Here is a 25,921-nt window from a genome sequence, read left to right on the forward strand (position 1 = left end):
CGGGGGTTGATCTGCTGCGCCTGTACCCGCGGCTGACCCCCGCTGGCGCGGGGAGGACTGAACAGCATGTTGATGTCCATGTCGGCTCCCCGGCTGACCCCCGCTGGCGCGGGGAGGACCGCCACTCGGCGAGCGCGCGCTGGGCGTTGGCCGGCTGACCCCCGCTGGCGCGGGGAGGACCGATCCACACCACGATCGGCGCGCTCATTCTGCGGCTGACCCCCGCTGGCGCGGGGAGGACGGCCGTCATCAAGCGCAGCACCTTCCGGAGCTGGGCTGACCCCCGCTGGCGCGGGGAGGACGACGGAGGTGACGTGAGGGTGGTGGGCGACTTCGGCTGACCCCCGCTGGCGCGGGGAGGACGCTGATGGGGTCGCTGTTCATGGTGGAGTGGCCGGCTGACCCCCGCTGGCGCGGGGAGGACCCCAATGCCTTCGCCATGGACTCGCTGGAGTTCGGCTGACCCCCGCTGGCGCGGGGAGGACTCGTAGCACACAAGTTGATCTTCGACGAGCGATGGCTGACCCCCGCTGGCGCGGGGAGGACAGTACCTGTGTGATCACCTGTTCCACCCCCGACGGCTGACCCCCGCTGGCGCGGGGAGGACAGCGGCATACGCTCCGCCCACGACGCCAGCCGCGGCTGACCCCCGCTGGCGCGGGGAGGACTCCGGGGACCTGCGGGTCACCACGACGAACACCGGCTGACCCCCGCTGGCGCGGGGAGGACTCGACCATGGATTCGACCATCTCGCTGCGGGCCGGCTGACCCCCGCTGGCGCGGGGAGGACTTCGAGCGGGTCAAGGCCGGTCCAGGTGACGCCGGCTGACCCCCGCTGGCGCGGGGAGGACGCCGTCCGAGTTCTCCACCGCGCCGGCCCGGGAGGCTGACCCCCCGCTGGCGCGGGGAGGACCCTGGAAGCTCCGGCCGGATGAGCGCCGCCAGCGGCTGACCCCCGCTGGCGCGGGGAGGACGGCCAGGAAATCGGGCTTCTTGATGGTTCTCCCGGCTGACCCCCGCTGGCGCGGGGAGGACACGCGCGGGTCCTGTCTCGGGGAGCTGCGCGGCGGCTGACCCCCGCTGGCGCGGGGAGGACCCGTTCTCCGACCTCTCGGAGGACGCCACCGCCGGCTGACCCCCGCTGGCGCGGGGAGGACCCAAACCCGGGGAGCTACCGGGTCAACCCCCGCGGCTGACCCCCGCTGGCGCGGGGAGGACCCTTCACGACCTGGGACGATGCGACGGCTTTACCATTTCTTTGCGCAAAGCTGTTGAGATGTCAAAGGGCTTGCGAAGCATCCTATGCGCCCCGCCACACCCCCGGAGCCGCATCCGCTGGCCCCGTCACCGGCCGCCGACTGCCCCGCACCGCCTGCTCGGCGGCCCAGGTCTCGGGCCGACCGAAGACGAACTCGCTGCCGTGCTTGGCCGGCCGGCCGCCGGGCTGTAGACCCGGGGCGGGGTGGGTCGGCGCATCACGCGGTCCGAGCGGATCCGGCCGAGGATCTGCACCGGCAGGCCGTCCAGCAGGTGGGCGATGCGCGGAGCGTCGTAACCGGCGTCGAGGACCACCAGGATCTCGGGGTCGCCGTCGCGCCACTGGCCGACGCCGACCAGGCGCTCGACCATGTCGCGGATCTGGGCGGTGGTGACGGTGGCGAGGACGGCGCCGGGCTCCAGCCTCACTGCGTCCAGGATCGCGGTCCAGTACGTGCGGCCGGTCTCCATCGCGGCGACGACCGAGTACGGCCAGCCCGGGATCATCTGGTGCTTGGCGTCGCCGCTGCCGTAGGTGTGGCAGAACGAGCGGTCCGGGCAGGTCACGGCGTCCGGCCGCAGCCACGGCGACGGCGACGGCGAGGACCAGACGGCCGTCTGCGGCGCGCGGCAGCGGTAGGCCGGCGAGCCCGGTCCTAAAAACTGGTCGGCATCCAGGCGGCCCCTGTTCAACGCGCCGTACAGGGTGCCGTGTCCGCGGCGGTGCTCAGGGGCGAGTGCGAGGTCCACCAGGGTCTTCACCGGGCCCTCGGTGCACAGCAGCGCGTCGGCCAGCTCGAACAGTGCGCCACGTCGTTCGCGCACGCAGTCGTAGAAGTCAGCTCGGCAGCGTGACAGTTCCGCGAACGGATCACGCTGGACGCACAGTTCCACCACACTCACAGCTACAGCCTTCGCGTTAAGTCCTGGATCTCTTGGTTGAGTTCAGGGTCACGCGAAGGCCGCTCCGCCGTCCGGTGAATCCCCGTGTGGGTGACAGAGCCAGCGGATCGCCAAGTCCTCTATAGCCAGCGATACTCTGGGTCCTTGTACTTGCGCTCCTCAGGGAAGGGGGAGGACATGGGCTCGATCGTCGTTCTCAGCGCCGCGGCCAACTGGCCCCCACTGGCGCGGGGAGGACATACCGGTGCGGTGCAGTGGGCGCGGGCGGCCCGGCCAACTCCCGCTGACGCGGGGAGGACGATCTCGTCGAAGGCGGCACGGAAGATCTCGACGGCTGACCCCCGCTGGCGCGGGGAGAACTGTAGGGGCCCGGGCCTTCAGCCGTTTCTGGGCGGCTGACCCCCGCTGGCGCGGGGAGGACACCGGTCCTGAGGGCGTCGGCCAGTACGTGAACGGCTGACCCCCGCTGGCGCGGGGAGGACGACCCGATCGTCCACAACCTCCTGTTCGAACGCGGCTGACCCCCGCTCGCGCGGGGAGGACAGGGACGTGAACGCCCCCGCGCCCGGCGCGTTCGGCTGACCCCCGCTGGCGCGGGGAGGACCCGCCGAGGACGCGCTGACGATCCGTCGGCCGCGGCTGACCCCCGCTGGCGCGGGGAGAACATCGGTGACGGACCAGTAGCCGTCTCGATCGGCGGCTGACCCCCGCTGGCGCGGGGAGAACGGCCATGGTGCGCTCCAGCGACGTGCGGCCGTCGGCTGACCCCCGCTGGCGCGGGGAGAACTGGTCGAAGACCACGCTCAACCTCGGCTCGGGTGGCTGACCCCCGCTGGCGCGGGGAGAACACCTGCTCGACCCAGGGCACGAACGGCATGTCCGGCTGACCCCCGCTGGCGCGGGGAGAACCTGGCGGTTGGTGGTGGTGAGGGCGGTCTCGGCGGCTGACCCCCGCTGGCGCGGGGAGAACGGGCTGGTCAGGCAGATCACGCAGGCCGAGTACGGCTGACCCCCGCTGGCGCGGGGAGAACATGGGGACCGGGGTGGCGATGGCAGCGTCGAGCGGCTGACCCCCGCTGGCGCGGGGAGAACCAGACCACCCTCAGCGGCGGCACCCGCGCCGTCGGCTGACCCCCGCTGGCGCGGGGAGAACGTGGTGCCACAAATGGCTCGACGTGGCATCACGGGCTGACCCCCGCTGGCGCGGGGAGAACGAAATCGCATCGGTTTCGGGTCGCGGGTCGGCCGGCTGACCCCCGCTGGCGCGGGGAGAACGGCCGCTGACACGATGCGGAACCCCGGGGCGCCGGCTGACCCCCGCTGGCGCGGGGAGAACGTGCCGTTGACGAAGCCCAGCCGGACCTTCCACGGCTGACCCCCGCTGGCGCGGGGAGAACTCGTCACCATCGCCGCCGTAGCAAGCTCCCTCCGGCTGACCCCCGCTGGCGCGGGGAGAACGTGTACGGCGCCCACAGCGGCAACGTCGAGTTCGGCTGACCCCCGCTGGCGCGGGGAGAACGAGGCGTTCCAGCGGCTCCACGCCGACGCGTACGGCTGACCCCCGCTGGCGCGGGGAGAACCTCGACGAGCGCGAACGCCGCCTCCGCGCTGACGGCTGACCCCCGCTGGCGCGGGGAGAACCGGAACCGTTCCCGAAATTGCGGCGGCCAGTCCGGCTGACCCCCGCTGGCGCGGGGAGAACGGGCCGACGTCGTCAGCCGGGGCCGCGCACGACGGCTGACCCCCGCTGGCGCGGGGAGAACCCTTCGCGACCTGGGACGATGTGACGCCTTTGCTATTTCTTTACACAAAGCTGTTGAGGTGTCAAAGGGCTTGCCGAGCATCCTATGCGCCCCACCACACCCCCGGAGCCGCATCCGCCGACCCCCGTCACCGACCGCCACCCACCCCGCCCTCGCCCGCCGCGCGCCTCAGGCGGTCGAGCGTCCGCGCGTCGCTGAGCAACGGTTCGTCGAACTCGCGGGAGCCGGTGCGGACGGCGCTCACCACCCGGCGCAGGAACAGCTCCATGCTGTCCGCCGACGGCAGCCGGTGGACGTGCTGCGCCCCGTCCCGCTGCACCGTCAGCGTCGGCCCGGTGTCCGGGGGCAGCGAGAACGGGCGCTCGACGTCCACCACCTCCTCCCGTCCCAGCAGTTGCAGCGCGTTGCGGTAGGCGCTGGTGAAGCCGAAGTGGCCGACGGCCGTCCGGCCGCCGGCGTAGCGAACCAGGGCACTGTAGGAGAGGCCGAGGCCGTCCGGTGTGCGGTCGGTGACCATGACGCTCACCTCCTCGGGCTCGTGGCCCCACAGGACCCGGCCCAGGGAGGCGAGGTAGGGGCCGGTGTCGAGGAGGGCGCCGCCGCCCCGGGCCCGGTCGTGGCGGAAGTCGTCGGGTGGGACCGGCGGGGTGAAGACGGCGACCGCCTTGGTGGCCGCTGCCGCGTGGCGGGCGATCACCGAGAACATCGGGTGGAAGGCGTAGCAGGTCGCCTCCGCGATCACCAGGGAGGAGCGGCGGGCCAGTTCCACCATCCGTACGGCGGTAGAGAGTTCCGGCAGGGCGGGCTTGTCGACCACCACGTGCCAGCCGTGTTCCAGTGCCTGCCGTACCGCGTCGGCGTGTTCGTCGTTGGTCAGCGACACGTACGCCAGGCCGGGTGGGCACGTCTCCAGGGCGCGGCGCCAATCACGGTGGAGCGGGACATGGCCGGTGGCATCGGCGTTGCCGGTGACGTCGCCATGGCCGGAAGCATCGCAATGGCCGGTGGCGCCGGCATGGCGGCTGGCGACGGAGACGGCCGTGATGCCGGGCACCGCCGCGACGGCCGGCAGCACCCGGCGGCGGGCGAAGCGGGACAGTCCGATCAGCAGCAGGTCCATGGGGCGTCAGCCGTCCCCGTAGATGCGCTCGGCCACGGCGAGCTTGGCGGCCCGCATCCGTGCCAGCCGCTCGGCGCCGAAGCCGCCGCCGACGGGGCGTTCGGGGACGGCCGGTTCGTGCAGCAGCTGCCAGGAGGAGCCGCCGTCGATCAGCGACTGGTGTTTGACGTCGTAGTAGCCGGGCCGTACGACCAGGGCGAGGCCGTGTGCTCCGGCCGCGGCGGACACCGCGTGCGGGTGGAAGCGGGTGCTGATCCAGCACTGGCCGGGCCGGGCGGGCAGGCCGTGGGTGAGCACGTCGTCGAGCGTGTAGCGGCGCGCGCCGGGCAGCAGTTCGCGGGCGGCCGCCAGGACGTCGCGGTCCTTGTCCGGCGAGCACTCCAGGAGGCCCACGTCCGTCACCCGCCAGGCGCGCAGTACCTCGGCGACGCGGCGGACCGTCTCCTCGGCCGAGGCGGCGAGCAGCGACTGCACGCACACCATGACCTCCGGCACGTCCTCGTCCGCGTCGCGCACCAGGTGGGGCCCGAAGTCGAGGAAGACGTCGTCGCAGTGGTCGGCGGAGGCGGGGAGCCCGGTGAGCCGCGCGGAGGGGGCGTCCCGGACGTCGACCACGTCGAAGCGCTCGGCGAGGGAGCGGGTCAGCCCTGGGTCGCCGGCCGGCGGCCAGAGTCCCTGGCCGGTCATCGCCGTCCGCGCGCCGCCGGTCTCGGCGGTGGCGGCGATGCCCGCGAGGAGTCCGGTGAAGGCCGGCCAGATGGCGTTGACGAAGCCGCCGCCGACCAGGTGCAGGACGTCCGCGCGGTGCAGCAGCCCGATCCCGTCGGCGAGTTCGGCGGCGCGGGCGGGGGACCGTACGGCTTCCGCCACCCGCTTGCAGGTGGCGGCCGGGTCGTCGTCGGACCAGCAGCGCAGGCACAACTGCCACAGCACGCTGGTGAATCGGGCCCGGGGGTGGACCCCGCCCAGGTGGGCGGCCGCCACCTCGGGGTAGAGGCAGTCCACGACCACGTCGGAGCCGGGGGCCACCCGGGCGAGGTGCCGCAGCCAGGTGAGGGCGATGAGTTCGTCGCCGTAGTTGGGGATGCCGGCCGGGCACACGAGGTACAGGAGGCTGCGGCCGGTCACGGGCGGCCGCCCCGGTGCAGGGCCGTCAGTTCCTCCAGCCGGGCGACGCAGTCCGTGGGCGCGGGGTCGGCCGTCAGGTCGGCGTGCAGGCGGCGCGCGCCCTCCTGGAAGGCGGGTTCGGTGAGCACCCGGACCAGCGCCTTGTACAGGCTCGCGCCGTCGAGGCCCGCCGGGTCGAGGGCGATCCCCGCCCGGTAGTCGGCGACCTGGCGGGCGGTGGCCGCCTCGTCCCACAGCGGCTGCGGGACGACCACCTGCGGTACCCGGAGGGAGGCGGCCGAGGCGAAGGTGCCGCGCCCTCCCTGGTGGACGATCGCCGAGCAGGTCGGCAGCAGCCGGTTGAACGGTACGAAGCCGACGGCCCGTACACGGCCCGGAAGCGGTCCCGGTCCGAGAGCGGCGGACAGCCCCTCGCCCGTCATGGTGACCAGCAGTTCGGCGTCCAGGTCGCCCGCCGCGTCGAGGAAGTCCCGCAGGGGGAACGCGGACCGCCGCCGGTGGATCTCCTGCCGGGTCAGGCCGAGGGTCACCACCACCCTGGGCCGCCGGGGGCGCTCCCACAGCCACGGGGCGAACCCGGCCGCGCCGCTGAACGGGATCCGGCGGACCGGGACGCTCCGTACGGGCGCGTCGTACGGGTGTGGCCGGCCCAGGTCGACGGACCAGTGCCCCAGCAGGGTGTCCTCGCTGAAGGGCAGGCCGTACGGGTCGAGCAGCGGCCGCAGCCACCGCGCGCAGGGGTCCTCGGCGCCCCCCGCGGCGGACGGGCGCAGCTCCCGCAGGATCCGGGCCCGGAGCAGCCCGACGGTGTCCGTGCCCCAGACGATCCGGGCGTGGGCGGCGCCGCACAGGCGCGCGGCCACGGGGGCGGGGAAGGCCAGCATGTCCCACAGCACGAGGTCCGGCCGCCAGGACCGGGTGAACGAGACGAGCTTGCCCAGCAGGCCGCACTGCTCCCCCAGTTCGGAGCCTGGCGCGTACACCTGGGTGTACAGGTACCGCAGTGCCTCGCGGAAGCGGTCCCACTGGGCCTCGTCGGCCTCCTCCGGGTCCAGTGCCAGGAATCCGGAGTCGTTGTGGGTGCCGGGGCGCACCGGGGAGACGTCCCCTTCGCGGCCCAGCGGTACGGCGTCCAGTCCGGCCGCGCCGATGTGCGCGGTGGCGTCCCGCTCCGGCCCCCAGTCGCCGGTCAGGAGGACGTCGTGCCCGGCGCCGCGCAGCGCCCACGCGAGCGGGGTCACCGCGTCGAGGTGCGCTTTCACCGGGAGGGTCACGAAGAGGACGCGCATGCGCAGCTCCGAGAGGGGGGTGGCCGGGCCGGGCTGCCTTCACCCTGGCCGGGCCCGCCGTCGGCCGCACATCCACCTGGGCCAATCGAGTCCGGATCGGGGTAGGTGGCGCGCCGCACGGGTTACACCTCCGTTCTGCCGCCGTCCCGCCCTGCCGGGCGGGGAACCGTGCGGGGCCGGCCGATCGAAGGAGCAGGGGCCATGGACGAGTCGCCGCGCGCAACCGGCGCCACGCGCGTCTGCGTCATCGGAGCGGGGTTCCTGGGCAGCGCCCTGGCCACGGGCGCCGAGGGCCGCGGCTGGGACGTCACGGTCGTCGGACGCTCCGACCCGTACGGTCTGCGTGAGCGGACCGCGCCCGCCGGCGCGCTGCGCCTGGTCCTCGGCGGCGGGGCCGACGAGCTGCCGGCCGTGCTGCGCCGGGGCGTGGGCGCGGTGGTGATCGCCGCGGGCGGCCGCTTCCCGGTGCCCTCGGCGCACGAGCCGCAGGCCGACGCTGTGGACACGCTGTCGCTGCTCATCAACGTCTGCGAGGCCGTGCGCACGCTGAGCCCGGACACCCGGATCGTCTTCCTGTCCTCGGCGGGCGGTGTCTACCCGCCGGGTCCGGCGCCGGGGCTGCGGGCCGAGAGCCACCCGGCGCGGCCGACCTCCCCGTACGGGATGTCGCGGCTGATGGGCGAGCACTACCTGGAGTTCTACCGGCGGGTGCACGGGCTGCGGTGCTGCGTCCTGCGCTGCTCCAACGTCTACGGCAGGCTCCTGCCCGCGTCCCGCGGGCAGGGCGTGGTGTCGGCGGCGTTCCGCTGCGCGCTGACCGGCGAACCGTTTCGGCTGCACGGCAGCGGGGAGCAGCGCAGGGACTTCCTCCACGTGGACGACTTCGTCCGGGCCGCCCTCGACCTGCTCGCGCTGCGCCGGGAGCTGCCGGCCACCGTCAACCTGGGCTCCGGGGTGGGCTACTCGGTGGCGCAGGTCGTCGACCGGGTGCGTGCCGTGACGCGCCGGCCCGTCCCCGTGGTGCGCGGGCCCAGTGCCGGCACGGACGTCGGCAGTCTGGTGGTGGACGCCTCGCTGCTGCGCTCGCTCGTCGACTTCGCGCCGCTGGCGCCCGACGACGGGATCGAGCTGATGGCACGCACCGTGCGCACCGGCGCAGGAGGCTGAGCGGATGTCGATCCTGGTGACGGGCGCCGAGGACTTCCTCGCCTCGGCGCTCACGGCGCACACGCCGCTGACTCCGGACCCGGAGGCCTTCCTGCGGGAGCGCGCCGCCGCGTCCTCGTTCCGGGTGGAGCAGGTCCCGCTGGGCGCCCTCGCGAACTGGCACCTCGGCGGGGACCGGCTCAGCCACTCCTCGGGCCGTTTCTTCGCCGTCGAGGGGCTCTCGGTGCGGACGAACTTCGGGCCGGTGCCGCGGTGGTGCCAGCCGGTCATCGTGCAGCCCGACATCGGCGTCCTGGGGATCCTGACGCAGCGCATCGACGGCGTCCACCACTTCCTGATGCAGGCGAAGATGGAGCCGGGCAACAGCGCGCTGGTGCAGTACTCGGCGACCGTGCAGGCCACGCCCAGCAACTACCAGCGGGTGCACGGCGGGAAGCCGACCCCGTACCTGGACTACTTCCTGCGCCCGGGCCGGCGGGCCGTCGTCTTCGACCAGCTGCTGTCCGAGCACTCCTCCTGGTACCTGTACAAGCGCAACCGCAACATGATCGTCGAGGTCCCGCCGGACGAACGGGTGCCGGTCGGCGAGGAGTTCACCTGGCTGACCCTGGGGCAGCTGCGGGGCCTGCTGGCGCGCGGCAACCGGGTGAACATGAACGCGCGCACGGTGCTCTCCTCCATCGCGTACGCGACGGCGCGCAGCCGCCCGGGCGGGGGCGGCGGGTGCGAGGGATTCCACGCGGAGGTGGTCCGCTCCCACCGGCGGCAGACCTCGGACGGCGAGGTCGCCCGGGCGATGACCTGGCTGATCGACCAGAAGACCAGGTTCGAGCTCGACGTGCGCAGGATCGCCCTGCGGGACATGGCGGGCTGGACGTGCGACGAGCGGAGCATCCGGCACCGGGAGCGCCGCTACTTCGAGATCGTCGGCCTGTCGGTCGGGGCCACCAGCCGGGAGGTGGCCGCGTGGACGCAGCCGATGCTGCGCCCCAACCCCGGCAACGTCGTCGCCTTCGTCTGCCGAGGCCGCCGGGGCGCCCTGGAGTTCCTGGTCCAGGCGATGGCCCAGCCGGGGGCCACCGACCGGGTCGAGCTGGCCGCGACGGTCCAGCTGACCCCGGGCAACTACGAGGGGCCCGGGGACCTCCCGCCGCTGGCCGCGCTGCTGGACTGCGACCCGTCGTGGCGGGTCGTGGACGCGGTGCAGTCCGAGGACGGCGGGCGCTTCCTGCACGCCGACACCCGGCACGTGGTCATCCGGCTCCCCGACGGCCACGCGGTGGAGGCGCCGGCCCACTACCGGTGGATGTCGCTGGGGCTGCTCAACCGGCTGATGCGGCTGGGCTACTACGTCAACGTGGAGACCCGGAGTCTGATGGCCTGCCTGCTGTGACGGGGCCTGTGGCGGGCCCGGTGACGCGGTCCTCGGGGGCGGGGCGCCCGTCGGCGTACCTGACCAGGTCGGAGGCGCGGAAGGCCGCGTTGTCGTGGATGCCGATGACGTAGCCGTCGAGGTCGCGGAAGTAGAACACCCGCTGGCCCAGGTGGTCCGTCAGCGGGCCCTTGAGGACCTCGGCCCGGCGGGAGACCAGCTCGTGGAAGGCGTCGAAGTCGTCGACGGTCAGGTACAGCATGCCGGCCAGGCTGATGGGGGTGTCGGCGAGCGCGGGCAGCCACTGCTTCAGGTCGGCGTTGCTGTACAGCAGTCCGCAGAAGGCGCCCCGGTGGAGGAGCATGTGGACGTCGTCGCCGGGGCGGGCGATGCTGGAGTCCACCTCGAACCCGAGCTCCTGGTAGAAGGCGATGCTGGCGGCGGTGTCCCGGACGCTGAGGCACGTGGTGAATGGCATGGCTTCCTCCCGGGGCGCGGCGGGCGCCTCACCCCTTGCTCGTACGGTCGCCGCGGTGGCCGTCGGCCGACTCGGTCCGCTCGGCCGGCGGCGTGGAGTAGAACTGCCGCGCCCATCGGCGGTAGCGGCCGATCGGGCCGTCGCCCGGCGCCAGGCGTGGCGTCTCCTGGTACTTCTGGTACTGCCACACCGGCAGGTCCAGGGAGCTGCCGGCGGCGTGGACGAGGAAGAAGGCGTCGCGCAGCAGCAGTGCCGCCGCCGCGCCGAGGGGCCGCGACAGCGCCCGGGGGACGCCGCCGATCGGCCCGGCCGTCGCGGTGGCCGCGATCCGGAAGTGGCTCAGCCAGGGCCCGACGGGGGTGGGCAGCGCGAAGAACCTGGCGCCGGCCCCCCGCCAGGGCAGCTCGCACTCGATGACCGTCAGGCCGAGCCCGTGGACCGCGAAGGCGTAGTCCACGCGGACCCGCCCCAGGCGCGGGAGGGTCCTGGTGACCTGGAACCGGCCGGTGCAGCGGGGCCCGTCGAACGACACCTGCGGGACCGTTCCGAGGGTCGCGCCGTGCAGCTGTTCCAGGTGCCCGAAGTCGATCACGTTCTCGGTCATCTGCTGGGGGTGGCCGGCGACCTCGAACACCCGCCCGCGCGGGAGGGTGGGGCCCGCCGGGATCGCCGGCGGCTCCCAGGCGGGCGGCGAGCCGTCCCGGGCGCTCCACACGAGGACGAGCCCGCCGCTCTCGCGCACCGGCAGGGTGCCGAGCGCGGCCCGGGGCGCGGCCTGTCCGTAGGAGGTGCGCCGGCAGGGCCCGTCCAGGCTGAAGACGAACCGGTGGAAGCCGCAGGTGATCTCCTCGCCGCGGACGGTGCCCAGGACGCCGAGGTGGGCGCCCAGGTGCGGGCAGTACGGGCGCAGGGCGCGCAGCGTGCCGCTCGCGCCGCGGGCCAGGACGACGTCCTCGCCCATCAGCCGGCGCGTCACCACCCGGCCCCTGCCGACCTCGTGGCCGAAGCCGAGGCAGAACCACCCGTCGGGGTAGGGCAGCGGTGCCGAGGGGAACGCCGCGTCGGCGGCGGTGGCGCCCGCGGTGGCGCCCGCGGTGTGCCGCGGCGGCTTCGGCCCGCCGGCGCCCGGCGGCCTCACCAGCGCACCGGGAGTTCGGCGAGGCCGCCGGTGAGGGCGTCACGGCGCACCCGCAGCGTGTCCGCGTCCACGGCCAGGCGCAGCGTCGGCAGGTGGGTGACGAGCCGGGTGAACACCGCCTGGAGTTCGATCCGGGCCAGCGGCGCCCCGAGGCAGTAGCGGGCGCCGTGCCCGAAGGTGACGTGCGCCGCGGTGGGGCGGGCGATGTCGAGCCGGTCCGGGTCGGGGAAGACGGCGGGGTCGTGGTTGGCGGCGCCGTGGCCGAGCAGCACCAGGTCCCCGGCCCGTACGGTGGTCCCGTCGATCTCCAGGTCCTCGCGGGCGTAGCGGGGGATGCCGCCGCCGGTGCCCTTGGCGGAGGCGCGCAGGATCTCCTCGACGGCCTTCGGGACGAGGCCGGGGTCGGCCACCAGTGCCCGCCACTGCTCCGGGTTGGCCAGCAGCAGCAGGACTCCCAGCCCGATGTGCACCACGGTGGTCTCGTGCCCGGCGAACAGCAGGGCCATCGACAGTCCGGCGGCTTCCTCGTCGCCGATGTCCTCGGCCGCGGCCAGCCGGGAGATCACGTCGTCGCCCGGCTCGGCGCGTTTGCGGGCGAGCAGTTCGTGTCCGTAGGCGAACAGGTCACGCACCCCGCGCCGGGAGCGGTCCGGGTCGCCGGTGTGGGCGGCGTCGGCGGTGGCCGCGCGGAACCGGTCGTGGTCCTCGTAGGGGACGCCCAGCAGCTCGCAGATCACCAGGATCGGCAGCGGCACGGCGAGGTGGGCGTGGAGGTCGGCGGGTGGGCCGTGCCCGGTCAGTTCGTCCAGCAGGCCGGCCGTCAGGGCCTCGACGCGCGGGCGCAGGTCGCGCATCCGCCGGGGCGAGAAGTGCGGTTGCAGGAGGGTGCGCAGGCGTGCGTGGTCGGCCGCCTCGGTGTCGAAGCCGCCGAGCACCGCGTCGAACAGCGTCTCGCCGGTGCGCGCGGCGCTCTCGGGCGTGGGGTGGGAGCGGCCGAGCCTGGCGTCGTCCAGCAGCCGGCGGACCCGGGCGTGGTCGGTGACCAGCCACGCCTCGTCGCCCAGTGCGGTGCGCACCCGGTGCACCGGTCCCCGGGCCTGGAGCTCGCGCAGCCGGGGCGCGATGCGCAGCGGGTCCCGCTGGTCGAACGGCAGCTGTGCCGCGATGGTCATGGCGTCCTCCACGGGGTGCGGGCTCAGTCGTGCCGCGGTCGCCGCGCGACGACGAGGAGGTAGCCGAGCAGGTCCACGTCGATGACGGACTGGGGGTTGAAGTAGCACTGGGCGGCGATGTCCTCCGCTTCCAGGCGCATCCTCTTCGCCTGTTCGGCCAGGGCGGCGAAGGACCGGGGCACCGTCTCGTCGGTGATGTCCAGCATCTCGACGAACTCCAGGCCGGCTGCCCGCAGGATGGCGGGGTAGTCGTCGACCGGCACGGTCGTGGAGCCCATCACCCGGCGCAGGGGGTGGGCGGTGGGGGTGGGTGAGCGGCGCCGGTGGAAGTCGGTGAGCACGGTCCTGCCGCCGGGGCGCAGCACCCGGCGCATCTCCCGCAGGACCCGTCCCCGGTCGGGCATGTGGGGCATCGACTCGATCGCGAGGACGGCGTCGAAGGAGGCGTCGTCGAACGGCAGGTCCATGGCGTCGGCCTGCCGGAAGGACACCTGGCCTCGGAGGCCGGTGGTGTGCGCCAGTGCGTCGGCGCGGGCGACCTGTTCGCGGCTGACCGCGATGCCCGTCACCTCGGCGCCGGTGAGGCGGGCGATCCGGACGGCCGGGGCGCCCACTCCGCAGCCGACGTCGAGCAGCCGGCTTCCGGCGCCGATCCGCAGGCGTCCGGCCAGCACGTCGGTGAGCCGGTCGGTGGCCTCGTCGTACGTCAGGTCGCTGTGCGGGGCGTCCCAGTAGCCGAGGTGGGCGTTGTAGCCGTGGCCGGTGTCGTCGCCCAGGAGGTCGGCGGCGAGCAGGGTCATGCGGTCGTACAGCTGCCCGACCTCCTCGGGTACCGGGCCGGCCGGGGCCGTCATCTGGTCGTCCATCCGTCCTCCTCCTTGAGGTGGTGTCCCTGGTCGCCCTCGGGGTGGTGTCCCCGGTCGCCGCGGGTCGCGTCCGTCGGTGTCCGTGCGGGGGCGGGCGCCCGTTCCCGCAGGGACATCGGGAGCGAGCGCAGGTGCGAGGAGAGCCGCGGGGCGAGGCGGGCCCGGGCGCCGGGCAGCGGGTCGAGCTGCCAGCGGGCGGTGATCGAGGCCAGCGCGAGGGTGGCCTCGATCGTGGCGAAGGCCTCCCCGATGCACTTGCGGGCGCCGGCGCCGAAGGGCGTGAACACCCCGCGGGGCGGCCGGGCGGCGTCCTCGTGCCAGCGGTCGGGGTCGAAGCGTTCGGGGTCGGGGAAGAGGTCGGCCCGGTGGTGCACGATGTGCGGGCTGTACACCACGATGGAGCCGGCCGGCAGGCGGTGGCCCGCCAGGTCGACGGGCCTGGTGGTGATCCTGGTGAACAGCCAGCCCGGCGGGTACAGGCGCAGCGTCTCCAGCAGGATCCGGCGGGTCAGGTCCAGGGCCGGGATGTCGTCGTGCCCGGCGACGCGCCCGCCGAGCACGGTGTCGACCTCCGCGTGGAGGCGGTCGCGCACGTCGGGGTTGCGGGCGAGCAGGTACAGCGCCCAGGAGAGCAGGGGGGCGGTGGTCTCGCTGCCGCCGAGGTAGAAGGTGAAGACCTGGTCGTGGATCTCCGCGTCGGTCAGCGCCCGTCCGTCGTCGTCGCGCACGGCCAGCAGGATGGACAGCAGGTCCCCGTGGTCCACGCCCGCGCGCCGGTAGTCGGCGGTGAGGCGGGCGACGTACTGCCGCAGCCTCCGGCGGCCCCGGTCGAAGCGGCGGTTGCCGGGGGTCGGCAGGCGGTTGAGCCAGGACCAGGGCAGGATCATCCGGCGCATCATGCCGGTCATGGCGTCGTGCATGCACTGCCGCAGTTCGGCGAAGGTCGCGTCGTCGAGTTCCGCGGCGAACAGGGTGCGGGTGGCGAGGGTGGCGGTCAGCTCGTTCATCTCGGCCAGCACGTCGAGCCTGCGGCCCGGCCGCCAGCCCGCCAGCATCCCGGTGATCTCCGAGGACATCACCTCGGCGTACACGGGCAGGCGTTCGCGGTGGAAGGCCGGTTGCAGCAGCCGGCGCTGGCGGCGGTGGTCGCGGTGCGGGCAGGTCGCCAGCCCGTTGCCCGCCATGGTGCGGACGAGGTCGAAGATCGTGCCGCCCTTGTCGTACGTCCGGTCGTCGACGAGGACCTGGTGGACCAGGTCCGGATCGCACAGCACGTGGAACGGCACCGGTCCGAGCCTGATCCTGACCAGGTCGCCGTGCGCGGGCAGGGAGGCCAGGAAGTCGAGCGGGCGCCGGCCGAGCGGCAGCGCGTGGCCGAGCAGGGGCAGCGCTCCCGGGGCGGGGCAGGCCTTTCGGGGGCCGGTCATGCCCGCCCGCCGTGGGTGCTCCTCCTGCGGGCGACCCAACAGCCCATGACCACCTTTCCCTGTTCGATGCCCTCGCGCAGGGCCGGCATCGAGCCCGCGAGCAGGCTCTCGAAGCCGTCCGCCGCCCAGGCGGGCGGTTCGCCGCCTACGGCCCGGTCGGGCTGCGGCCCGCGGCCTTGCCAGTTGGGGGCGATGTCGCCGTGGTCGTCGTAGCGGGACACCGACTCGACCTCGAACCCGGCGGCTTCGAGGTGCTCCTCCAGCTCGCCGAAGGGCAGGACGTGCGGGATGGCGAAGCCCTGGCACATCGGCTCCACCCACCGCGCGTGGTCCGCCGGGGAGAGGCCGTCGGCGCAGAACCAGTCGGCGCCGACGAAGCCGCCCCCGGGGCGCAGCACCCTGGCGATCTGCGCGTAGGCGTGGCGCTTGTCGGGCGCGTAGCACAGGGCCTCGATGGAGAAGACGCCGTCGAACTCGGCGCGGGCGAACGGCAGCGCCATCGCGTCGGCCTCGACGAACCTCAGACGCCGCCCCACCTCGCTGCGGCGGTGCATCGAGCGGGCGACCTCGACCTGGTGGCCGCAGATGTTCACGCCCGTCACCCGGGCACCGGTGTGCCGCGCGATCGCCGCGGCCGGGCCGCCGATGCCGCAGCCGACGTCCAGCAGGCTGTCGCCCGCGGTGAACCCGCCCTGGTCCGCCAGCCAGTGCTGGAGCGTGCGCTGCGCCTCCCGCAGGCCCTGCCCCTCGGCGAACCAGGCGAGGTGGAAGGAGTCCGACCACACCTCGCGGCAGACCTCGGTCACCAGTTCGTAGTAGCGGTCGACGACGCGCGCGTAGTGCTCCTGCCGGTCTTCTGGCGTCCGTACCAACCGGAGGTACTCGGCGTTGTGCATGCGACTTCCTTTCGGCGGCGGTGGGGCGGCCGGGTCGGGAGGGGCGGTGCGGGAGGGGCGGGGGCCTCAGGGAGCCGCGGGGGCCGCGGGGGCCGGGGCGAGGGTGAAGAAGCGCTGCTGCCACAGGGCGTGCAGTTCCTCCCTGGCCCGGTCGGTGAGGTCGGTCGCCGCGGCGCGGGCGAGCGCGCCGACCGTCCGCCGGCCGTCCGCCCGTTCCAGGAGCGCGAAGAGCTCCGGCGACACCGGGGCCCGCGGGCCGGTGGCGTAGTCGAGGAGGATCTCGTGGAAGACGACCCGCTCGCCGTCGCGGCCCACCCGGGTGCCGCGCTCCAGCCTGGTGACGGGACGCGGGGAGAGCACCAGGCCGTCGAGGGCGAGCAGGAAGCCGGGCCGGCGGCGGACCACGAAGTCCTCGACGACGAGGCAGTCGAGGTCCGTGGTCAGCAGGCAGGTCAGCGCGTCCTCGACGCTCTGGACGATCGGCTCGGCGTTGTTGTTCATCGAGGTGTTGAGCAGCACCGGGGTGCCGGTGAGGGCGCCGAAGCGGCTGACGAGGCGGTGGACCCGCTCGTTCACCTCCGGGGCGACGATCTGGAGCCTGGCGGTGCCGTCGACGTGGGTGACGGCGCCGAGCCCCGCCCGGTGTTCGGGGCGCACCCGCCCCACGAACGACATGAAGTCGTGGTTCGCGGCGGTGTCGGTCAGCTCGAAGTAGGTGCCGGCGGCCTCGGGCACGACCATCGGGGCGAAGGGCCGGAAGCCCTCCCGCTTCTTGATCATCGCGTTGATCCGGGTGCGGTTGCCGGCCGGCCGGGGGTCGGCGAGGATGCTGCGGTTGCCCAGCGCGCGCGGGCCGAACTCGGAGCGGCCCTGGGCCCAGCCGACGACGGCGCCCTGGGCCAGCAGCCCCGCCGTCGTCTCCACGACGTCCGCCGGCCGCTCGTACTCGACCAGCGCGCTCCACGCGCCGAGCTTCTCCTCGACGGCCCTCGAACCGCCCAGGTCCGGCCCCCAACTGGCGCTGCGCATCCGCTCCTTGAGCCGCACCCGGCCGGACAGCGCCTCCTGCGCCAGCAGGGCCGCCCCCTCCGCCGTGCCCGCGTCGTGGGAGGCGGGGTGGACGAACACCTCGCTGAAGAGCCCCGAGCGCAGGACGGCGCCGTTGAGGCTGCAGTTGTGGGCGACGCCGCCGCTGAACACCAGCCGGGTGTGCCGGGTGGCCAGGCTCCAGTGCCGGAGCACGTGCAGCACGATCCGCTCCAGCATCTCCTGCAGCCCGGCGGCGAAGTCCTTGTGGCACTGCTCCAGCGGGCCGCCGGAGCGCCGGGGCGCCAGGCCGTGGGCGAAGAACAGGTTGCCGACGTAGTCGAGGGCCAGCGCGTGCGGCGGCAGGTCGTAGTCCCCGTTCGGGCCCAGCGTGAACATCGACTCGAACACCGGACGGTAGACGGCGGGATCCCCGTACGGCGCCAGGCCCATCACCTTGTACTCGTCGCCGAACCGGAACCCGAGGTGCCGGGTGGCGCCCAGGTAGAGCAGGCCCAGCGACTTGTGCATGGCGAACTTCTCGACCGTCTCCAGTTCGCCGCCGACGGCGCTGAAGACCGTCCCGGAGCAGTCCTCCCCCATCCCGTCGAGGACCACGACCAGGGCCTCCACCATCCCGGACCGGGCGAAGCCGGACACCGCGTGGGCGCGGTGGTGCGAGGCGTAGAACAGCCGGTCGTCGGGGAGCTCCCAGTCCAGCGCCTCCTTCAGCCGCTCCCCGATGAGCTCGCGCGAATAACGCAGGGGCACCGCGGGATTGTCGACGTAGAGGCCGTTCAGCATGAGATCGAGATACTGCTCGGGAAAGTAATAGCCCACCGCGTCGATTTCGTCCGGAGTGACACCGGCGATGTCGAGGCATGCCCGGACGGCATTCACGGGGAATTTCGTCGTGTGCTTGATCCGGTTGAGGCGCTCCTCCTCGACCGCCGCGACCAGGACGCCGTCCCGCACCAGGGCGGCAGCCGCGTCATGGTACATGTACTCGCGCAGGCCGGGCACGATATCGGAACTCTCGGGGGAGAAATTACCGTTCAGTCCGATCGTCAGCATGGTCGCCAACGTAATGGCGGGGATTGGGCGCGGCAAGCCGGACGGCCGGGAGAATGACATTCCCGGCCGTCCGGATGAATTCGGCGCGCAATTGATTTGCCGAGCGGGATACCCACCCCAGCGGGGGGTCGCCCGGTCGGCACGGCGACCAGGCTGCCGGAGTCGCGGGCCACGGGGGTTCGGCAGTCCGGACGGACCGCCGGCTCGACCCGGCAGCGGACGCCGAGTAACAGATCGGCCACGAACTTGCGCTGACCGGCCACCAGCTCGGTACGGTCGACGGGCACCACACCAGTCCCAGGGGGAACCATGCGCACCCGTACCACCACCGCGGCCGTCATCGCCGGCCTGGCCGCCCTCGGCCTCGCGGCCTGCTCCAGCACCACCTCGTCCACCGGCGACGCCAAGGCGCCCGCGAGCAGTCCGGCCGCCGCCCAGCCCACCTCGGCGGCAGCCGCACCCGCCGCGCCCGAGGCGCCCGAGGCGCCGGCACCGGCCGCGACGACGGCGCCCGGGGCCGCCGGCGGTTCCGGGGCGAAGCCGAGCGGGCCGCCTCCAAAGCCGGACGCCGCGACCACCGCCGCCTACATCGCGGCGTTGACGGCCATCGACCCGGAGATCGTCGGCGACAAGCCGGACCGGGCCGTCAGCCGCGGCCGCGACCAGTGCACCTCCGTCACCGAGTGGCCGACGGACCAGGCGAAGCTCGTCAACGTCGCCAACCAGCGATTCACCTCGCCCAAACACCCCGAGGGCTTCGGGCCCGAGAAGTCGGCGAAGATCCTCGCGGCGGTCCGCAAGCACATCTGCCCCACGTACTGACTCGCCGGAAGACACAGTGCGCCCGAACCGAGCCCCGCGATCCGGAGGATTCGGCCGGTCGGAGAACCAACGCCCCGGCGGAGCCCCGCTGCTTCGACCGCTACAGGCCCTCCAGGATCAGCAGCCGGTCCATGTGCTCGGCGGGAAGGTGCGGCGAGGCACCGGCGGCCTGCGCGACACGCTCCGAGGGGTCGGCGAGGAGCCTCAGCAACGACAGGAGCGGGAGGTTGCGGTGGGGCGCGACCGCGAGGCGGACGTGGTACTCGGCGTCGCGGGCCAGCTGCTCGGCGAGTTCCGGGGGCAGGTCCGGATCGCGGGGTGCGAGGGAGCGCAGCCGGGGCACGGGGTCGGTGGCGAAGCGGCGCAGCGTCGTCGGCGGGAACGGCAGGATCTCCGCCTTCTCCCACCAGAACGTGAACTTGTCCCGTCTGCGGAGGTAGCGGCGCTCGATGCTCTCGGCGGTCGCGAGGTCGACCAGGTGCGGGGCGCTGGCTGCCATGGTGAGGCGGACGGTCTCCTCCTCGTCATGGAGGAGTCGGGCCACCGCCTCGGCGGGCAGGGCCTCGCTCTCGGCCGCCGAGAGCCGGAAGCCGACGTAGGGCGAGTCGATGTGCGGCAGCGGGTCGGCCGTGACCCACGGCAGGCGCAGGGTCCGTAGCTCCGTGGGCGCGGCGGAGTCCCGGTACCACTGCAGAATCGCTTCCTCGTCGGGGTCGGGGTCGGCCATCGAGCGGGAGAGCTCGTGGACCGAGGTGTGGATTCGTGCGCGCTCGCCCTCCGGTGTGTCGGGCCGGGCGAAGACCTTCACCCGGACGTACAGGGACGGATCGACGGCCAGGGCCTCGCGGACCGACGGCGGCAGGTCGGGATGCCGGGCCAGCTCGGCGCGCACGTCGCCGTCCGGATCCTCGGCGAGCCGTTGGAAGGCGTCCGCGTCGAGGACGGCGTGGACCACCGCGCCCGCCCGGGTCACCGGGTCGGCCAGCAGTGCCGGCACCAGGTCCGCGGGCGGCACCGGATGCGGCAGGCGCGCGAAGTAGGTCGCACAGGCCGCGGCGCGGACCTCGGCCTCGGGGTCGGTCAGCAGGACCCGGCGGACCGCTTCCGGCGCCCGCGTCCAGTGCTTCGCCAGCGCGGCGCGCACCGCCGGGTCGGCGTCGGCGGCGAGGCGGGCCCGGAGGTCGGGCGGCGTGTGGTCACCCTTCGCGAGGCACTCGCGGACCTTCGGGTCCGGATCGTCGACGAGCCGTTCCAGCATCTCCCTCGGCGCGCTCTCGGCACGGAGGGCGAGTGCGGACCGCACCCCGCTGTCCCGATGGGCGGCCAGACGGATGCGGAAGCGGTCCGGCAGCCGGTCGTTGAGCGCCAGGCTGTGCAGCAGCCAGTGGTCGTCGGTCGCGACGATCTCGGCGACCATGGCCTCGGTGAGGTCCGGGCGTCCCGCCACCCGCCCGAGGCCCCGCCGCCGTGCGAACAGCCGCCGGATCATGGGAGCGGGCAGAGCGGGATTCACCGCCAACCCGTCCATCACGTGGTCGAGGTGAACCGGAGTCAGTGCGTTGGCTTCCATCCGGCCATGATGCCAGGCGGCTCTCTCCCCCTCTCCCCCCATCGGGCCCTCTCACGCTCCCTCGGGCACCGGCCGGAAGCCCGCCGTGCCGGTCGGCTGTCGGCGGGGACAGCGGCCTGCCGGTGGGATGTGAGTGGCCCCCGGGACGGTGGGACTCGGGCGCGGCCGACCGCAGAAGGCGCGACCCGCCCGCCAGACCATGTCGAACGTCCGGGAGCCCACCGTGCCCACCCTGTCCTCCGTATCCCAGTCCCCGCAGTGGGACGTCCGCCGGCTGCCCCGCGCCGACGGAAAGCGCTTTCTCGTCACCGGCGGCAACGCGGGCATCGGGTACTTCGTCGCCGAGCAGCTCGCCGGGACCGGGGCCACGGTCGTCCTCGGCAGCCGCGACCGGGCGAAGGCCGAGCAGGCGATCGCCTCCATCCGCTCGCGCGTCCCCGGTGCCGAGGTACGGCACGCGCCCCTGGACCTGGCCGACCTCGCCTCGCTCAAGGCCTCCGCGGACGCGCTCGGGCCCGGCCGCCTCGACGCGGTCGTCCACAACGCCGGGGTTGCGCTCGACCATCCGCCGCGCCGCGAGAGCGCGGACGGCCACGAGCTGATGTTCGCGACCAACCACCTGGGCCACTTCGCGCTGACCCACCACCTCGCGCCCCTGCTCCTCGCGACCCCGGGGAGCCGGATCGTCACCACCGGCAGCTTCGCGGCCAAGTCCGAACGCCTGGACCTCGACGACCTCCAGAGCGCCCGCGACTACCGGCCCAAGCGCACCTACTCGCGCTCCAAGCTGGCCCAGATGCTCTTCGCCCTCGAACTCGACCGCCGCCTGCGCGCCACCGGCAGCACGACGTTGAGCGTGCTCGTCCACCCCGGCGGCGCGCTCGACTCCCTCACCCCTTCACGCCCGCCGTTCCACGTCCGGACCACCGGCGAGCGGCTGAGCCGCCTGCCGCTCGGCCTGGTCGTCCAGGGCAAGGACGCCGCCGCGTGGCCCGCCGTCCGGGCCGTGCTCGACCCGGGCGTGCGCGGCGGCCTGATGCTGGGCCCCCGGGCGTTCGGGCTGCGCGGCGCGCCCGTGGTCGAACCGCTCTGGAGCCACCTGGCCGACACCGCGACCGCGGCGCGCCTCTGGGCGGCTAGCCGCGAACTGACCGGTGTCGAGCCGACGTTCACCGCGCTTTCGGGGCTCAGGGGGACCGAGGGCCCATGAGCCGATGCCCCGGCCGCTCCGGCCGTGCGAGGTGGCCCGCACCCCCGCCACCCTCGCCTCCGCCCCGCCTCGCCCCGCCTCGCCCCCGCCCCCGCCCCCGCCGAACTGGCGGCGCTGCTCGCCGAACTCGACGGGCGCGGCCCGCACGAACGCCGCCACTCGAACGTGCCGGCAGCTGGGCGTCGCCCGAGTCGCGCGCGAACGACGCGTCATGTCACGACAGCGAGAACGTCATCTGATGCGACGCTAGCTCAGGAAGGTCCAGAGCTGGTTCGCCCCTCCGGCGTCCGGGTAGACGCCGACCCAGCGGTCGTCGCCGGTCAGGTTGCGCAGGACGTCCAGGTCCCACCCGTAGTAGGTGTTGACGAGGTGCACGCTCCCGTTGGGCCCGGTCGTGAACTCCCAGTTCTGGGTGAACTGGCCCGCGCAGTCGTACTGGTCGACCCAGTCACCCGGGAGTGCCCGGGTGCCGTTGTGGACGTCCAGGCACTTGCCCGACTCCTCGTTGACGACGGTGGAGGCGCCGGCGACGTTGCCGTTGGCGCCGATGACGTTGAGGCAGCTGTTGGTGTGGTAGCCGTTCACGAGCACGCCCGTGGCCGAGTCGCCCGGGTTGCGCTGGAAGTACCAGTTCTGGGTCGTCTGGCCCGAGCAGGTGGCCTGGTCGACCAGGTCCTGCTGGTTGGCGGTGCCGTTGCGGACGTCGACGCACTTGCCGGTCTTCTCGTTGACCAGCACGAACGCCGGCAGGTTCTTGGAGACCAGGCGCCACGTCTGCTCGGGGCCCGCGGCGGGGACCGCGGCCTGCCCGCCGGTGCGGCTGGAGGGCGGGTAGGTGATCAGGTCCGTCTGGTCGGCGGTGGTGCCGTCGGGGACCGTCAGGGGGCGCTCGTCGTCCCCGACGCTGCGCAACTCGATCGCCTCGGCGGCGCCGCGCAGCGCGAGGGGCAGCAGCCCGACGGGGGTGACCCGCACCCGCACCAGCCGCCCCGCGGGGCGGACCGGCCGTCCAACTCACTCCACAGCCAGCGGCGTTCACGCGTGTGGAAGGATGACGCCATGCGGTCGACAATTCCGTTCGGGGAGGAGCTGCGGGCCGAGCTTGGCGTACCTCGTCGGGCTCGCCGACTGGGCAGCAGTCCGCGATCGCGGGTGTGGCGGGCCGAGCTGTCCGGCACACCGGTGGTGGTCAAGCAGCTCATCGACGCTCCGGAGGCCGCCGAGAGGTATGCGCGCGAGGTGGCGGCGCTGAAGCTCGCGTCCCGGGTCGACCCGCCCGTGGTGCCGCTACTCCTCGGCACCGATCCGGAAGAACGGGTCCTGGTCCTCGAACACCTGGACCACCAACAGCCCCGCGAGGACTGGGTGGTCGACTACGCCTCGGCACTGGCCCGACTCCACACGGCCGCAAGCCCCGATGACACAGGCGTGCTCCCGGCCTGGTCCGGCCCGACCCACGACGACATCGACTCCTTCCTCGGGCTCGCCAGGACGCTCGGCGTCGCGGTGCCGTCCGGAGTGCGAACCGAGCTGGACGGCCTCGTGAACCGCCTGCTCGGCATGCCGGGCCATGCCCTGCTGCACGGCGACCCCTGTCCCGGCAACGACATGCACACCAGCGGCGGCGTCCGGTTCATCGACTTCGAACAGGCCGCTCTGGGCAACGGGCTCGTGGAGCTCGCCTACCTGCGCATCGGCTTTCCGACCTGCTGGTGCGCCACCGCCCCGCCTCAGCCCCTGCTGCACGCGGCAGAGGCCGCCTACCGCGCGACGTGGCGCGACGCGACGGGCACCGAGGTCCAGGACGACCTCACCGACGCATGCGCCGGCTGGCTGCTACGAGGCGACGCTCTGGTCCAGCGGGCCTACAGAGGAACCGCCGACCACTTGGCCAGGATCCCGAACAGGGACTGGAAGTGGGGCACGGCAACAGCCCGGCAGCGACTCGTCCACCGTCTCGGAATCGTCAGCCGGATGACCGCTGACGGCGATGAGCTCAAGGCTCTGGGGCAACTCGCCGCGGCTATTCGGCAGGGCATGCTCACCCGATGGCCCGCGCTTCGACCGCTGCCCCCACAACGACCGTAGCCGGCGGCGGCCCACGAGGTGCCGGCGGCCCGGTTCAGCCGGCGGCCGGCCGCTGCCGGGCGTCGGTGAACGGGACGGGCTCGCCGGTGACGGTGTCGACCAGGGCCCGGCCGCCGAGCGGTCGGTGCAGGACGGTCGTGAGCCGGGCGATGCCGCCGTCCTCGCAGCCGATGTTCGGGCCCGAGGCGTCCCGGCGCTTCAGCAGCAGCGAGACCTGTTCCTCGGTCTCCCGGGCCACCAGGTCGGGCTTGTAGTCGCAGCCGGTCCAGGCGACCGCCATGGTGATCGTGCGGCCGTCCGCTTCCAGGGTCGGTTCCTTCGCCGACGGGTCGGCGAGCGCGATGCGGCGGAGGACGGACGCGTCTCGTCTCTTGTACGGGAGCGGGTAGTCGGAGTCGCCCCGGAACGCGTAGCAGGCCGCCACCCCGACCGCCACCACCACCACGGCCGCCCACCGCTTGTCACGTCTCGTCAGTTCCACGCCGGCCCCTCCCCTTGTCGCGGATCAGGGTAGGACCGTCCACGCGAGGCCCCGTCAGTGGGTGGCGTCGGCCGCGATGCCGACGAGCCGGCGGATCGCGTCGCCCCCGGCGGTGGCGGCGATCAGGACGCCGAACACGACGCCGGTGAAGACCGTGAAGGCCTCGTCGGTGCGGCGGCGCGCCTCGGTTCGGCGGCGCAGCCGGACGACGATGAGGATCGCGACGAACGCCGTCGCGCTGATGGTGTACTCCAAAGCTCTCCTCCGGCCCCGATGCGTGACGCTCAGCACCCCCCGGTCACCCGGAGCTCGCTGCCATTCGGGTGAGCATGCCAGAGCGGCCCGGCGCCCGGGGCGGCTTCGGGGAAATCGCGCGCTCCGGCGGGCGGCCTCGGCCGGGTGTGATCTATCCCACCCTCACCGGATTTCGGCCGCCGGGTCCTGCCGCGGACCCCCAGGGGCGGGGGACGGCCCGCCTCGGACCCCGCCGACCTGCGGGATCGCCGCACCGGGCGGTGGGGCGGCCGGGCGGGCCAAGCTGGCCGATTCCCGACCCGGTGGCGGAAGCGGTTCAACCGGTTCCCCTTGTTCATCCGTTGGTCATGGGACAGCCGGCCGCCGGTGCGCGGCCGAACGGGACGTCGAGCGGGACGTCGAGCGGGACGTCGAACGGGACGTCGAACGGGACGTCCGAGGAGAGGGGACGAACGATGGGGCGAGTACTGGACCACCTGGTGGGGGACGCCGACGCCTTCGCCAGGACGCTGGAGGAGCGCAGGCCACAGGTGTTCCGCACCGACGGCCGGCCCGCCGGGCTGCCCCGGCCGGGCGAGCTGGACGCCGCCCTGAACGGCGGTCTGCTGCGGGTGCCGTACGTGGAGATGGTGAAGGACGGCGAGGTCGTCGAGCCGGAGCGGTTCTGCACCGCCCGCACGGTGGCCGGGCGCCGCGAGGACGGCTGGGCCGACCCCGGGCGGATCACCGCCCTGCTGGCCGAGGGCGCCACCCTGCTGCTGCCGCAACTGGACCAGTGGTACGCGCCGGTACGGGCGCTGGCCACCGACATCGCCCTCCAACTGGGCCGCCGCACCGAGGTGTTCTGCTTCGCGACGGGCGCCGGCCGGCGCGGCCTGGACGTGCACCGCGACGACGCGGACGTGCTGGTCGTCCAGCTCGCGGGGCAGAAGGAGTGGACGGTCCACGAGGCGCCCGTGGACGGGCGCTGGCGCCCGGGGCTCGCGCCCGAGCCGGGGCCGGTGGCGCTGAACACGGTGCTCGCGCCGGGCGAGGTGCTGTACGTGCCGCGCGGCGCGCCGCACACCGCGACGGGCCGTCAGGGACTGTCGGTGCACCTGGCGTTCACCGTCCGGGAGGTCGGCACCGGAGGGCTGCACGCCGCGGTCGGCGAGTTCCTGGCCGCGGGCGTCGCGGGCGCCTCCACCGGTGCCGGCGCCCGGGGCGACGGCCTGCCCGACCGCCCCGGGACGGCCGCCGAGCTGCTGGCCGCGGCCGCCGAGGTGCTGCGCCTCAGCCGCGAGCGCCTGGCCGGGCTGACCCCGGAGGAACTGCTGCGCCTCGCGCGGGGACCGCTCCCCGAGCCGGCCTCTGACGCTTCGCCGCTCCCGGGGCCGCTGGGCTGCTGAGCGGGGAGAACGCGACCGGGCGCGGCTGCCC

21 protein-coding genes and 2 CRISPR repeat arrays (1 of these 23 cut by a window edge) are annotated in these 25,921 nt (G+C 74.0%); of the genes, 6 read left to right on the forward strand and 15 right to left on the reverse strand.

Going from position 1 to position 25,921, the window contains the following annotated elements:
* Positions 1 to 1,218: a CRISPR direct-repeat array (repeat unit 28 nt; unit sequence GGCTGACCCCCGCTGGCGCGGGGAGGAC) (it extends 336 nt beyond the left edge of the window).
* Between the two features lie 126 nt (positions 1,219 to 1,344).
* The 4 genes from ACFRAR_RS16340 to ACFRAR_RS16355 all read right to left on the reverse strand — a co-directional run bounded on the left by ACFRAR_RS16340 (position 1,345) and on the right by ACFRAR_RS16355 (position 7,460).
* Entirely contained in the window at positions 1,345 to 2,082 is a 738-nt protein-coding gene (locus ACFRAR_RS16340; protein WP_380698727.1) for a transposase, read from the reverse strand.
* A gap of 287 nt (positions 2,083 to 2,369) precedes the next feature.
* Positions 2,370 to 3,923: direct repeats of the CRISPR family, unit length 26 nt; unit sequence CGGCTGACCCCCGCTGGCGCGGGGAG.
* Positions 3,924 to 4,050: 127 nt separating this feature from the next.
* Positions 4,051 to 5,043 (reverse strand): Gfo/Idh/MocA family protein, encoded by a 993-nt coding sequence (locus ACFRAR_RS16345; RefSeq protein ID WP_380698728.1) that lies wholly within the window; start codon positions 5,041 to 5,043, stop codon positions 4,051 to 4,053.
* Between the two features lie 6 nt (positions 5,044 to 5,049).
* The gene (locus ACFRAR_RS16350; protein WP_380698729.1) at positions 5,050 to 6,171 is read right to left on the reverse strand and encodes a polysaccharide pyruvyl transferase family protein; all 1,122 of its coding nucleotides are present in this window, start codon (positions 6,169 to 6,171) and stop codon (positions 5,050 to 5,052) included.
* Positions 6,168 to 7,460, reverse strand: coding sequence for a nucleotide disphospho-sugar-binding domain-containing protein (locus ACFRAR_RS16355; RefSeq protein WP_380698730.1), 1,293 nt, complete (start codon positions 7,458 to 7,460; stop codon positions 6,168 to 6,170). Before ACFRAR_RS16355 ends, ACFRAR_RS16350 begins: the two co-directional genes overlap by 4 nt.
* Before the next feature lie 201 nt (positions 7,461 to 7,661).
* Here ACFRAR_RS16355 and ACFRAR_RS16360 point away from each other — a divergent pair, with 201 nt between their 5' ends.
* Together ACFRAR_RS16360 and ACFRAR_RS16365 are read left to right on the forward strand one after the other, a co-directional pair.
* Positions 7,662 to 8,627 carry an NAD-dependent epimerase/dehydratase family protein gene (locus tag ACFRAR_RS16360; RefSeq protein WP_380698731.1) on the forward strand — a complete coding sequence of 322 codons (966 nt, stop codon included), beginning with the start codon at positions 7,662 to 7,664 and terminating at the stop codon, positions 8,625 to 8,627.
* A 4-nt stretch (positions 8,628 to 8,631) separates the two neighbouring features.
* Positions 8,632 to 10,020 (forward strand): NDP-hexose 2,3-dehydratase family protein, encoded by a 1,389-nt coding sequence (locus ACFRAR_RS16365; RefSeq protein WP_380698732.1) that lies wholly within the window; start codon positions 8,632 to 8,634, stop codon positions 10,018 to 10,020.
* On the opposite strand, the gene ACFRAR_RS16370 is transcribed toward ACFRAR_RS16365, so the two are convergent.
* From ACFRAR_RS16370 to ACFRAR_RS16400, 7 genes are all read right to left on the reverse strand, one after another.
* Complete coding sequence (locus ACFRAR_RS16370) at positions 9,980 to 10,477, reverse strand: VOC family protein (protein WP_380698733.1); 498 nt, start codon at positions 10,475 to 10,477, stop codon at positions 9,980 to 9,982. The two genes, ACFRAR_RS16365 and ACFRAR_RS16370, sit on opposite strands and share 41 nt — an antisense overlap.
* 28 nt (positions 10,478 to 10,505) lie before the next feature.
* Positions 10,506 to 11,615 (reverse strand): Rieske 2Fe-2S domain-containing protein, encoded by a 1,110-nt coding sequence (locus ACFRAR_RS16375; protein WP_380698734.1) that lies wholly within the window; start codon positions 11,613 to 11,615, stop codon positions 10,506 to 10,508.
* Positions 11,612 to 12,787 (reverse strand): cytochrome P450, encoded by a 1,176-nt coding sequence (locus ACFRAR_RS16380; protein ID WP_380698735.1) that lies wholly within the window; start codon positions 12,785 to 12,787, stop codon positions 11,612 to 11,614. The genes ACFRAR_RS16375 and ACFRAR_RS16380 overlap by 4 nt, the downstream gene beginning before the upstream one ends.
* Before the next feature lie 23 nt (positions 12,788 to 12,810).
* A complete protein-coding gene (locus ACFRAR_RS16385; protein ID WP_380698736.1) occupies positions 12,811 to 13,653 on the reverse strand; it encodes a methyltransferase domain-containing protein in 843 nt (280 codons plus the stop codon).
* Positions 13,638 to 15,080, reverse strand: a complete 1,443-nt coding sequence (locus ACFRAR_RS16390) for a cytochrome P450 (protein ID WP_380698737.1) — start codon at positions 15,078 to 15,080, stop codon at positions 13,638 to 13,640. The genes ACFRAR_RS16385 and ACFRAR_RS16390 overlap by 16 nt, the downstream gene beginning before the upstream one ends.
* Entirely contained in the window at positions 15,077 to 15,976 is a 900-nt protein-coding gene (locus ACFRAR_RS16395; protein ID WP_380698738.1) for an SAM-dependent methyltransferase, read from the reverse strand. The genes ACFRAR_RS16390 and ACFRAR_RS16395 overlap by 4 nt, the downstream gene beginning before the upstream one ends.
* Positions 15,977 to 16,042: 66 nt before the next feature.
* Positions 16,043 to 18,076, reverse strand: coding sequence for a carbamoyltransferase (locus ACFRAR_RS16400; RefSeq protein WP_380698739.1), 2,034 nt, complete (start codon positions 18,074 to 18,076; stop codon positions 16,043 to 16,045).
* A gap of 309 nt (positions 18,077 to 18,385) precedes the next feature.
* Between ACFRAR_RS16400 and ACFRAR_RS16405 the strand changes: the two genes are divergently transcribed.
* A complete protein-coding gene (locus ACFRAR_RS16405) occupies positions 18,386 to 18,898 on the forward strand; it encodes a hypothetical protein (RefSeq protein WP_380698740.1) in 513 nt (170 codons plus the stop codon).
* Positions 18,899 to 18,998: 100 nt separating this feature from the next.
* Here ACFRAR_RS16405 and ACFRAR_RS16410 read toward each other — a convergent pair whose 3' ends face one another.
* Complete coding sequence (locus ACFRAR_RS16410; protein ID WP_380698741.1) at positions 18,999 to 20,468, reverse strand: hypothetical protein; 1,470 nt, start codon at positions 20,466 to 20,468, stop codon at positions 18,999 to 19,001.
* 199 nt (positions 20,469 to 20,667) lie between these two features.
* On the opposite strand from ACFRAR_RS16410, the gene ACFRAR_RS16415 reads away from it, so the two are divergent.
* Positions 20,668 to 21,678, forward strand: a complete 1,011-nt coding sequence (locus ACFRAR_RS16415) for an SDR family NAD(P)-dependent oxidoreductase (RefSeq protein WP_380698742.1) — start codon at positions 20,668 to 20,670, stop codon at positions 21,676 to 21,678.
* 246 nt (positions 21,679 to 21,924) lie between these two features.
* On the opposite strand, the gene ACFRAR_RS16420 is transcribed toward ACFRAR_RS16415, so the two are convergent.
* Positions 21,925 to 22,653 carry an RICIN domain-containing protein gene (locus ACFRAR_RS16420; RefSeq protein ID WP_380698743.1) on the reverse strand — a complete coding sequence of 243 codons (729 nt, stop codon included), beginning with the start codon at positions 22,651 to 22,653 and terminating at the stop codon, positions 21,925 to 21,927.
* 84 nt (positions 22,654 to 22,737) lie between these two features.
* On the opposite strand from ACFRAR_RS16420, the gene ACFRAR_RS16425 reads away from it, so the two are divergent.
* Positions 22,738 to 23,766 (forward strand): aminoglycoside phosphotransferase family protein, encoded by a 1,029-nt coding sequence (locus ACFRAR_RS16425; protein ID WP_380698744.1) that lies wholly within the window; start codon positions 22,738 to 22,740, stop codon positions 23,764 to 23,766.
* A gap of 34 nt (positions 23,767 to 23,800) precedes the next feature.
* Here ACFRAR_RS16425 and ACFRAR_RS16430 read toward each other — a convergent pair whose 3' ends face one another.
* Together ACFRAR_RS16430 and ACFRAR_RS16435 are read right to left on the reverse strand one after the other, a co-directional pair.
* Positions 23,801 to 24,247, reverse strand: a complete 447-nt coding sequence (locus ACFRAR_RS16430) for a hypothetical protein (protein WP_380698745.1) — start codon at positions 24,245 to 24,247, stop codon at positions 23,801 to 23,803.
* Between the two features lie 54 nt (positions 24,248 to 24,301).
* Positions 24,302 to 24,502: a hypothetical protein gene (locus ACFRAR_RS16435; RefSeq protein ID WP_380698746.1), complete on the reverse strand. Its 201-nt coding sequence runs from the start codon at positions 24,500 to 24,502 to the stop codon at positions 24,302 to 24,304.
* A 455-nt stretch (positions 24,503 to 24,957) separates the two neighbouring features.
* On the opposite strand from ACFRAR_RS16435, the gene ACFRAR_RS16440 reads away from it, so the two are divergent.
* The gene (locus ACFRAR_RS16440; RefSeq protein WP_380698747.1) at positions 24,958 to 25,890 is read left to right on the forward strand and encodes a JmjC domain-containing protein; all 933 of its coding nucleotides are present in this window, start codon (positions 24,958 to 24,960) and stop codon (positions 25,888 to 25,890) included.
* Positions 25,891 to 25,921: the final 31 nt, after the last annotated feature.

The sequence above is a fragment of the Kitasatospora sp. NPDC056651 genome (genome assembly GCF_042792155.1).
Lineage (GTDB): Bacteria > Actinomycetota > Actinomycetes > Streptomycetales > Streptomycetaceae > Kitasatospora.

Excerpts from the sequence above, each read along its gene's own strand:
- ACFRAR_RS16345 (WP_380698728.1), bottom strand. The coding sequence starts at position 5,043 with ATGGACCTGCTGCTGATCGGACTGTCCCGCTTCGCCCGCCGCCGGGTG.
- ACFRAR_RS16355 (WP_380698730.1), bottom strand. The coding sequence starts at position 7,460 with ATGCGCGTCCTCTTCGTGACCCTCCCGGTGAAAGCGCACCTCGACGCG.
- ACFRAR_RS16360 (WP_380698731.1), top strand. The coding sequence starts at position 7,662 with ATGGACGAGTCGCCGCGCGCAACCGGCGCCACGCGCGTCTGCGTCATC.
- ACFRAR_RS16365 (WP_380698732.1), top strand. The coding sequence starts at position 8,632 with ATGTCGATCCTGGTGACGGGCGCCGAGGACTTCCTCGCCTCGGCGCTC.
- ACFRAR_RS16370 (WP_380698733.1), bottom strand. The coding sequence starts at position 10,477 with ATGCCATTCACCACGTGCCTCAGCGTCCGGGACACCGCCGCCAGCATC.
- ACFRAR_RS16380 (WP_380698735.1), bottom strand. The coding sequence starts at position 12,787 with ATGACCATCGCGGCACAGCTGCCGTTCGACCAGCGGGACCCGCTGCGC.
- ACFRAR_RS16385 (WP_380698736.1), bottom strand. The coding sequence starts at position 13,653 with ATGGACGACCAGATGACGGCCCCGGCCGGCCCGGTACCCGAGGAGGTC.
- ACFRAR_RS16390 (WP_380698737.1), bottom strand. The coding sequence starts at position 15,080 with ATGACCGGCCCCCGAAAGGCCTGCCCCGCCCCGGGAGCGCTGCCCCTG.
- ACFRAR_RS16395 (WP_380698738.1), bottom strand. The coding sequence starts at position 15,976 with ATGCACAACGCCGAGTACCTCCGGTTGGTACGGACGCCAGAAGACCGG.
- ACFRAR_RS16400 (WP_380698739.1), bottom strand. The coding sequence starts at position 18,076 with ATGCTGACGATCGGACTGAACGGTAATTTCTCCCCCGAGAGTTCCGAT.
- ACFRAR_RS16405 (WP_380698740.1), top strand. The coding sequence starts at position 18,386 with ATGCGCACCCGTACCACCACCGCGGCCGTCATCGCCGGCCTGGCCGCC.
- ACFRAR_RS16410 (WP_380698741.1), bottom strand. The coding sequence starts at position 20,468 with ATGGAAGCCAACGCACTGACTCCGGTTCACCTCGACCACGTGATGGAC.
- ACFRAR_RS16415 (WP_380698742.1), top strand. The coding sequence starts at position 20,668 with ATGTCGAACGTCCGGGAGCCCACCGTGCCCACCCTGTCCTCCGTATCC.
- ACFRAR_RS16425 (WP_380698744.1), top strand. The coding sequence starts at position 22,738 with ATGCGGTCGACAATTCCGTTCGGGGAGGAGCTGCGGGCCGAGCTTGGC.
- ACFRAR_RS16440 (WP_380698747.1), top strand. The coding sequence starts at position 24,958 with ATGGGGCGAGTACTGGACCACCTGGTGGGGGACGCCGACGCCTTCGCC.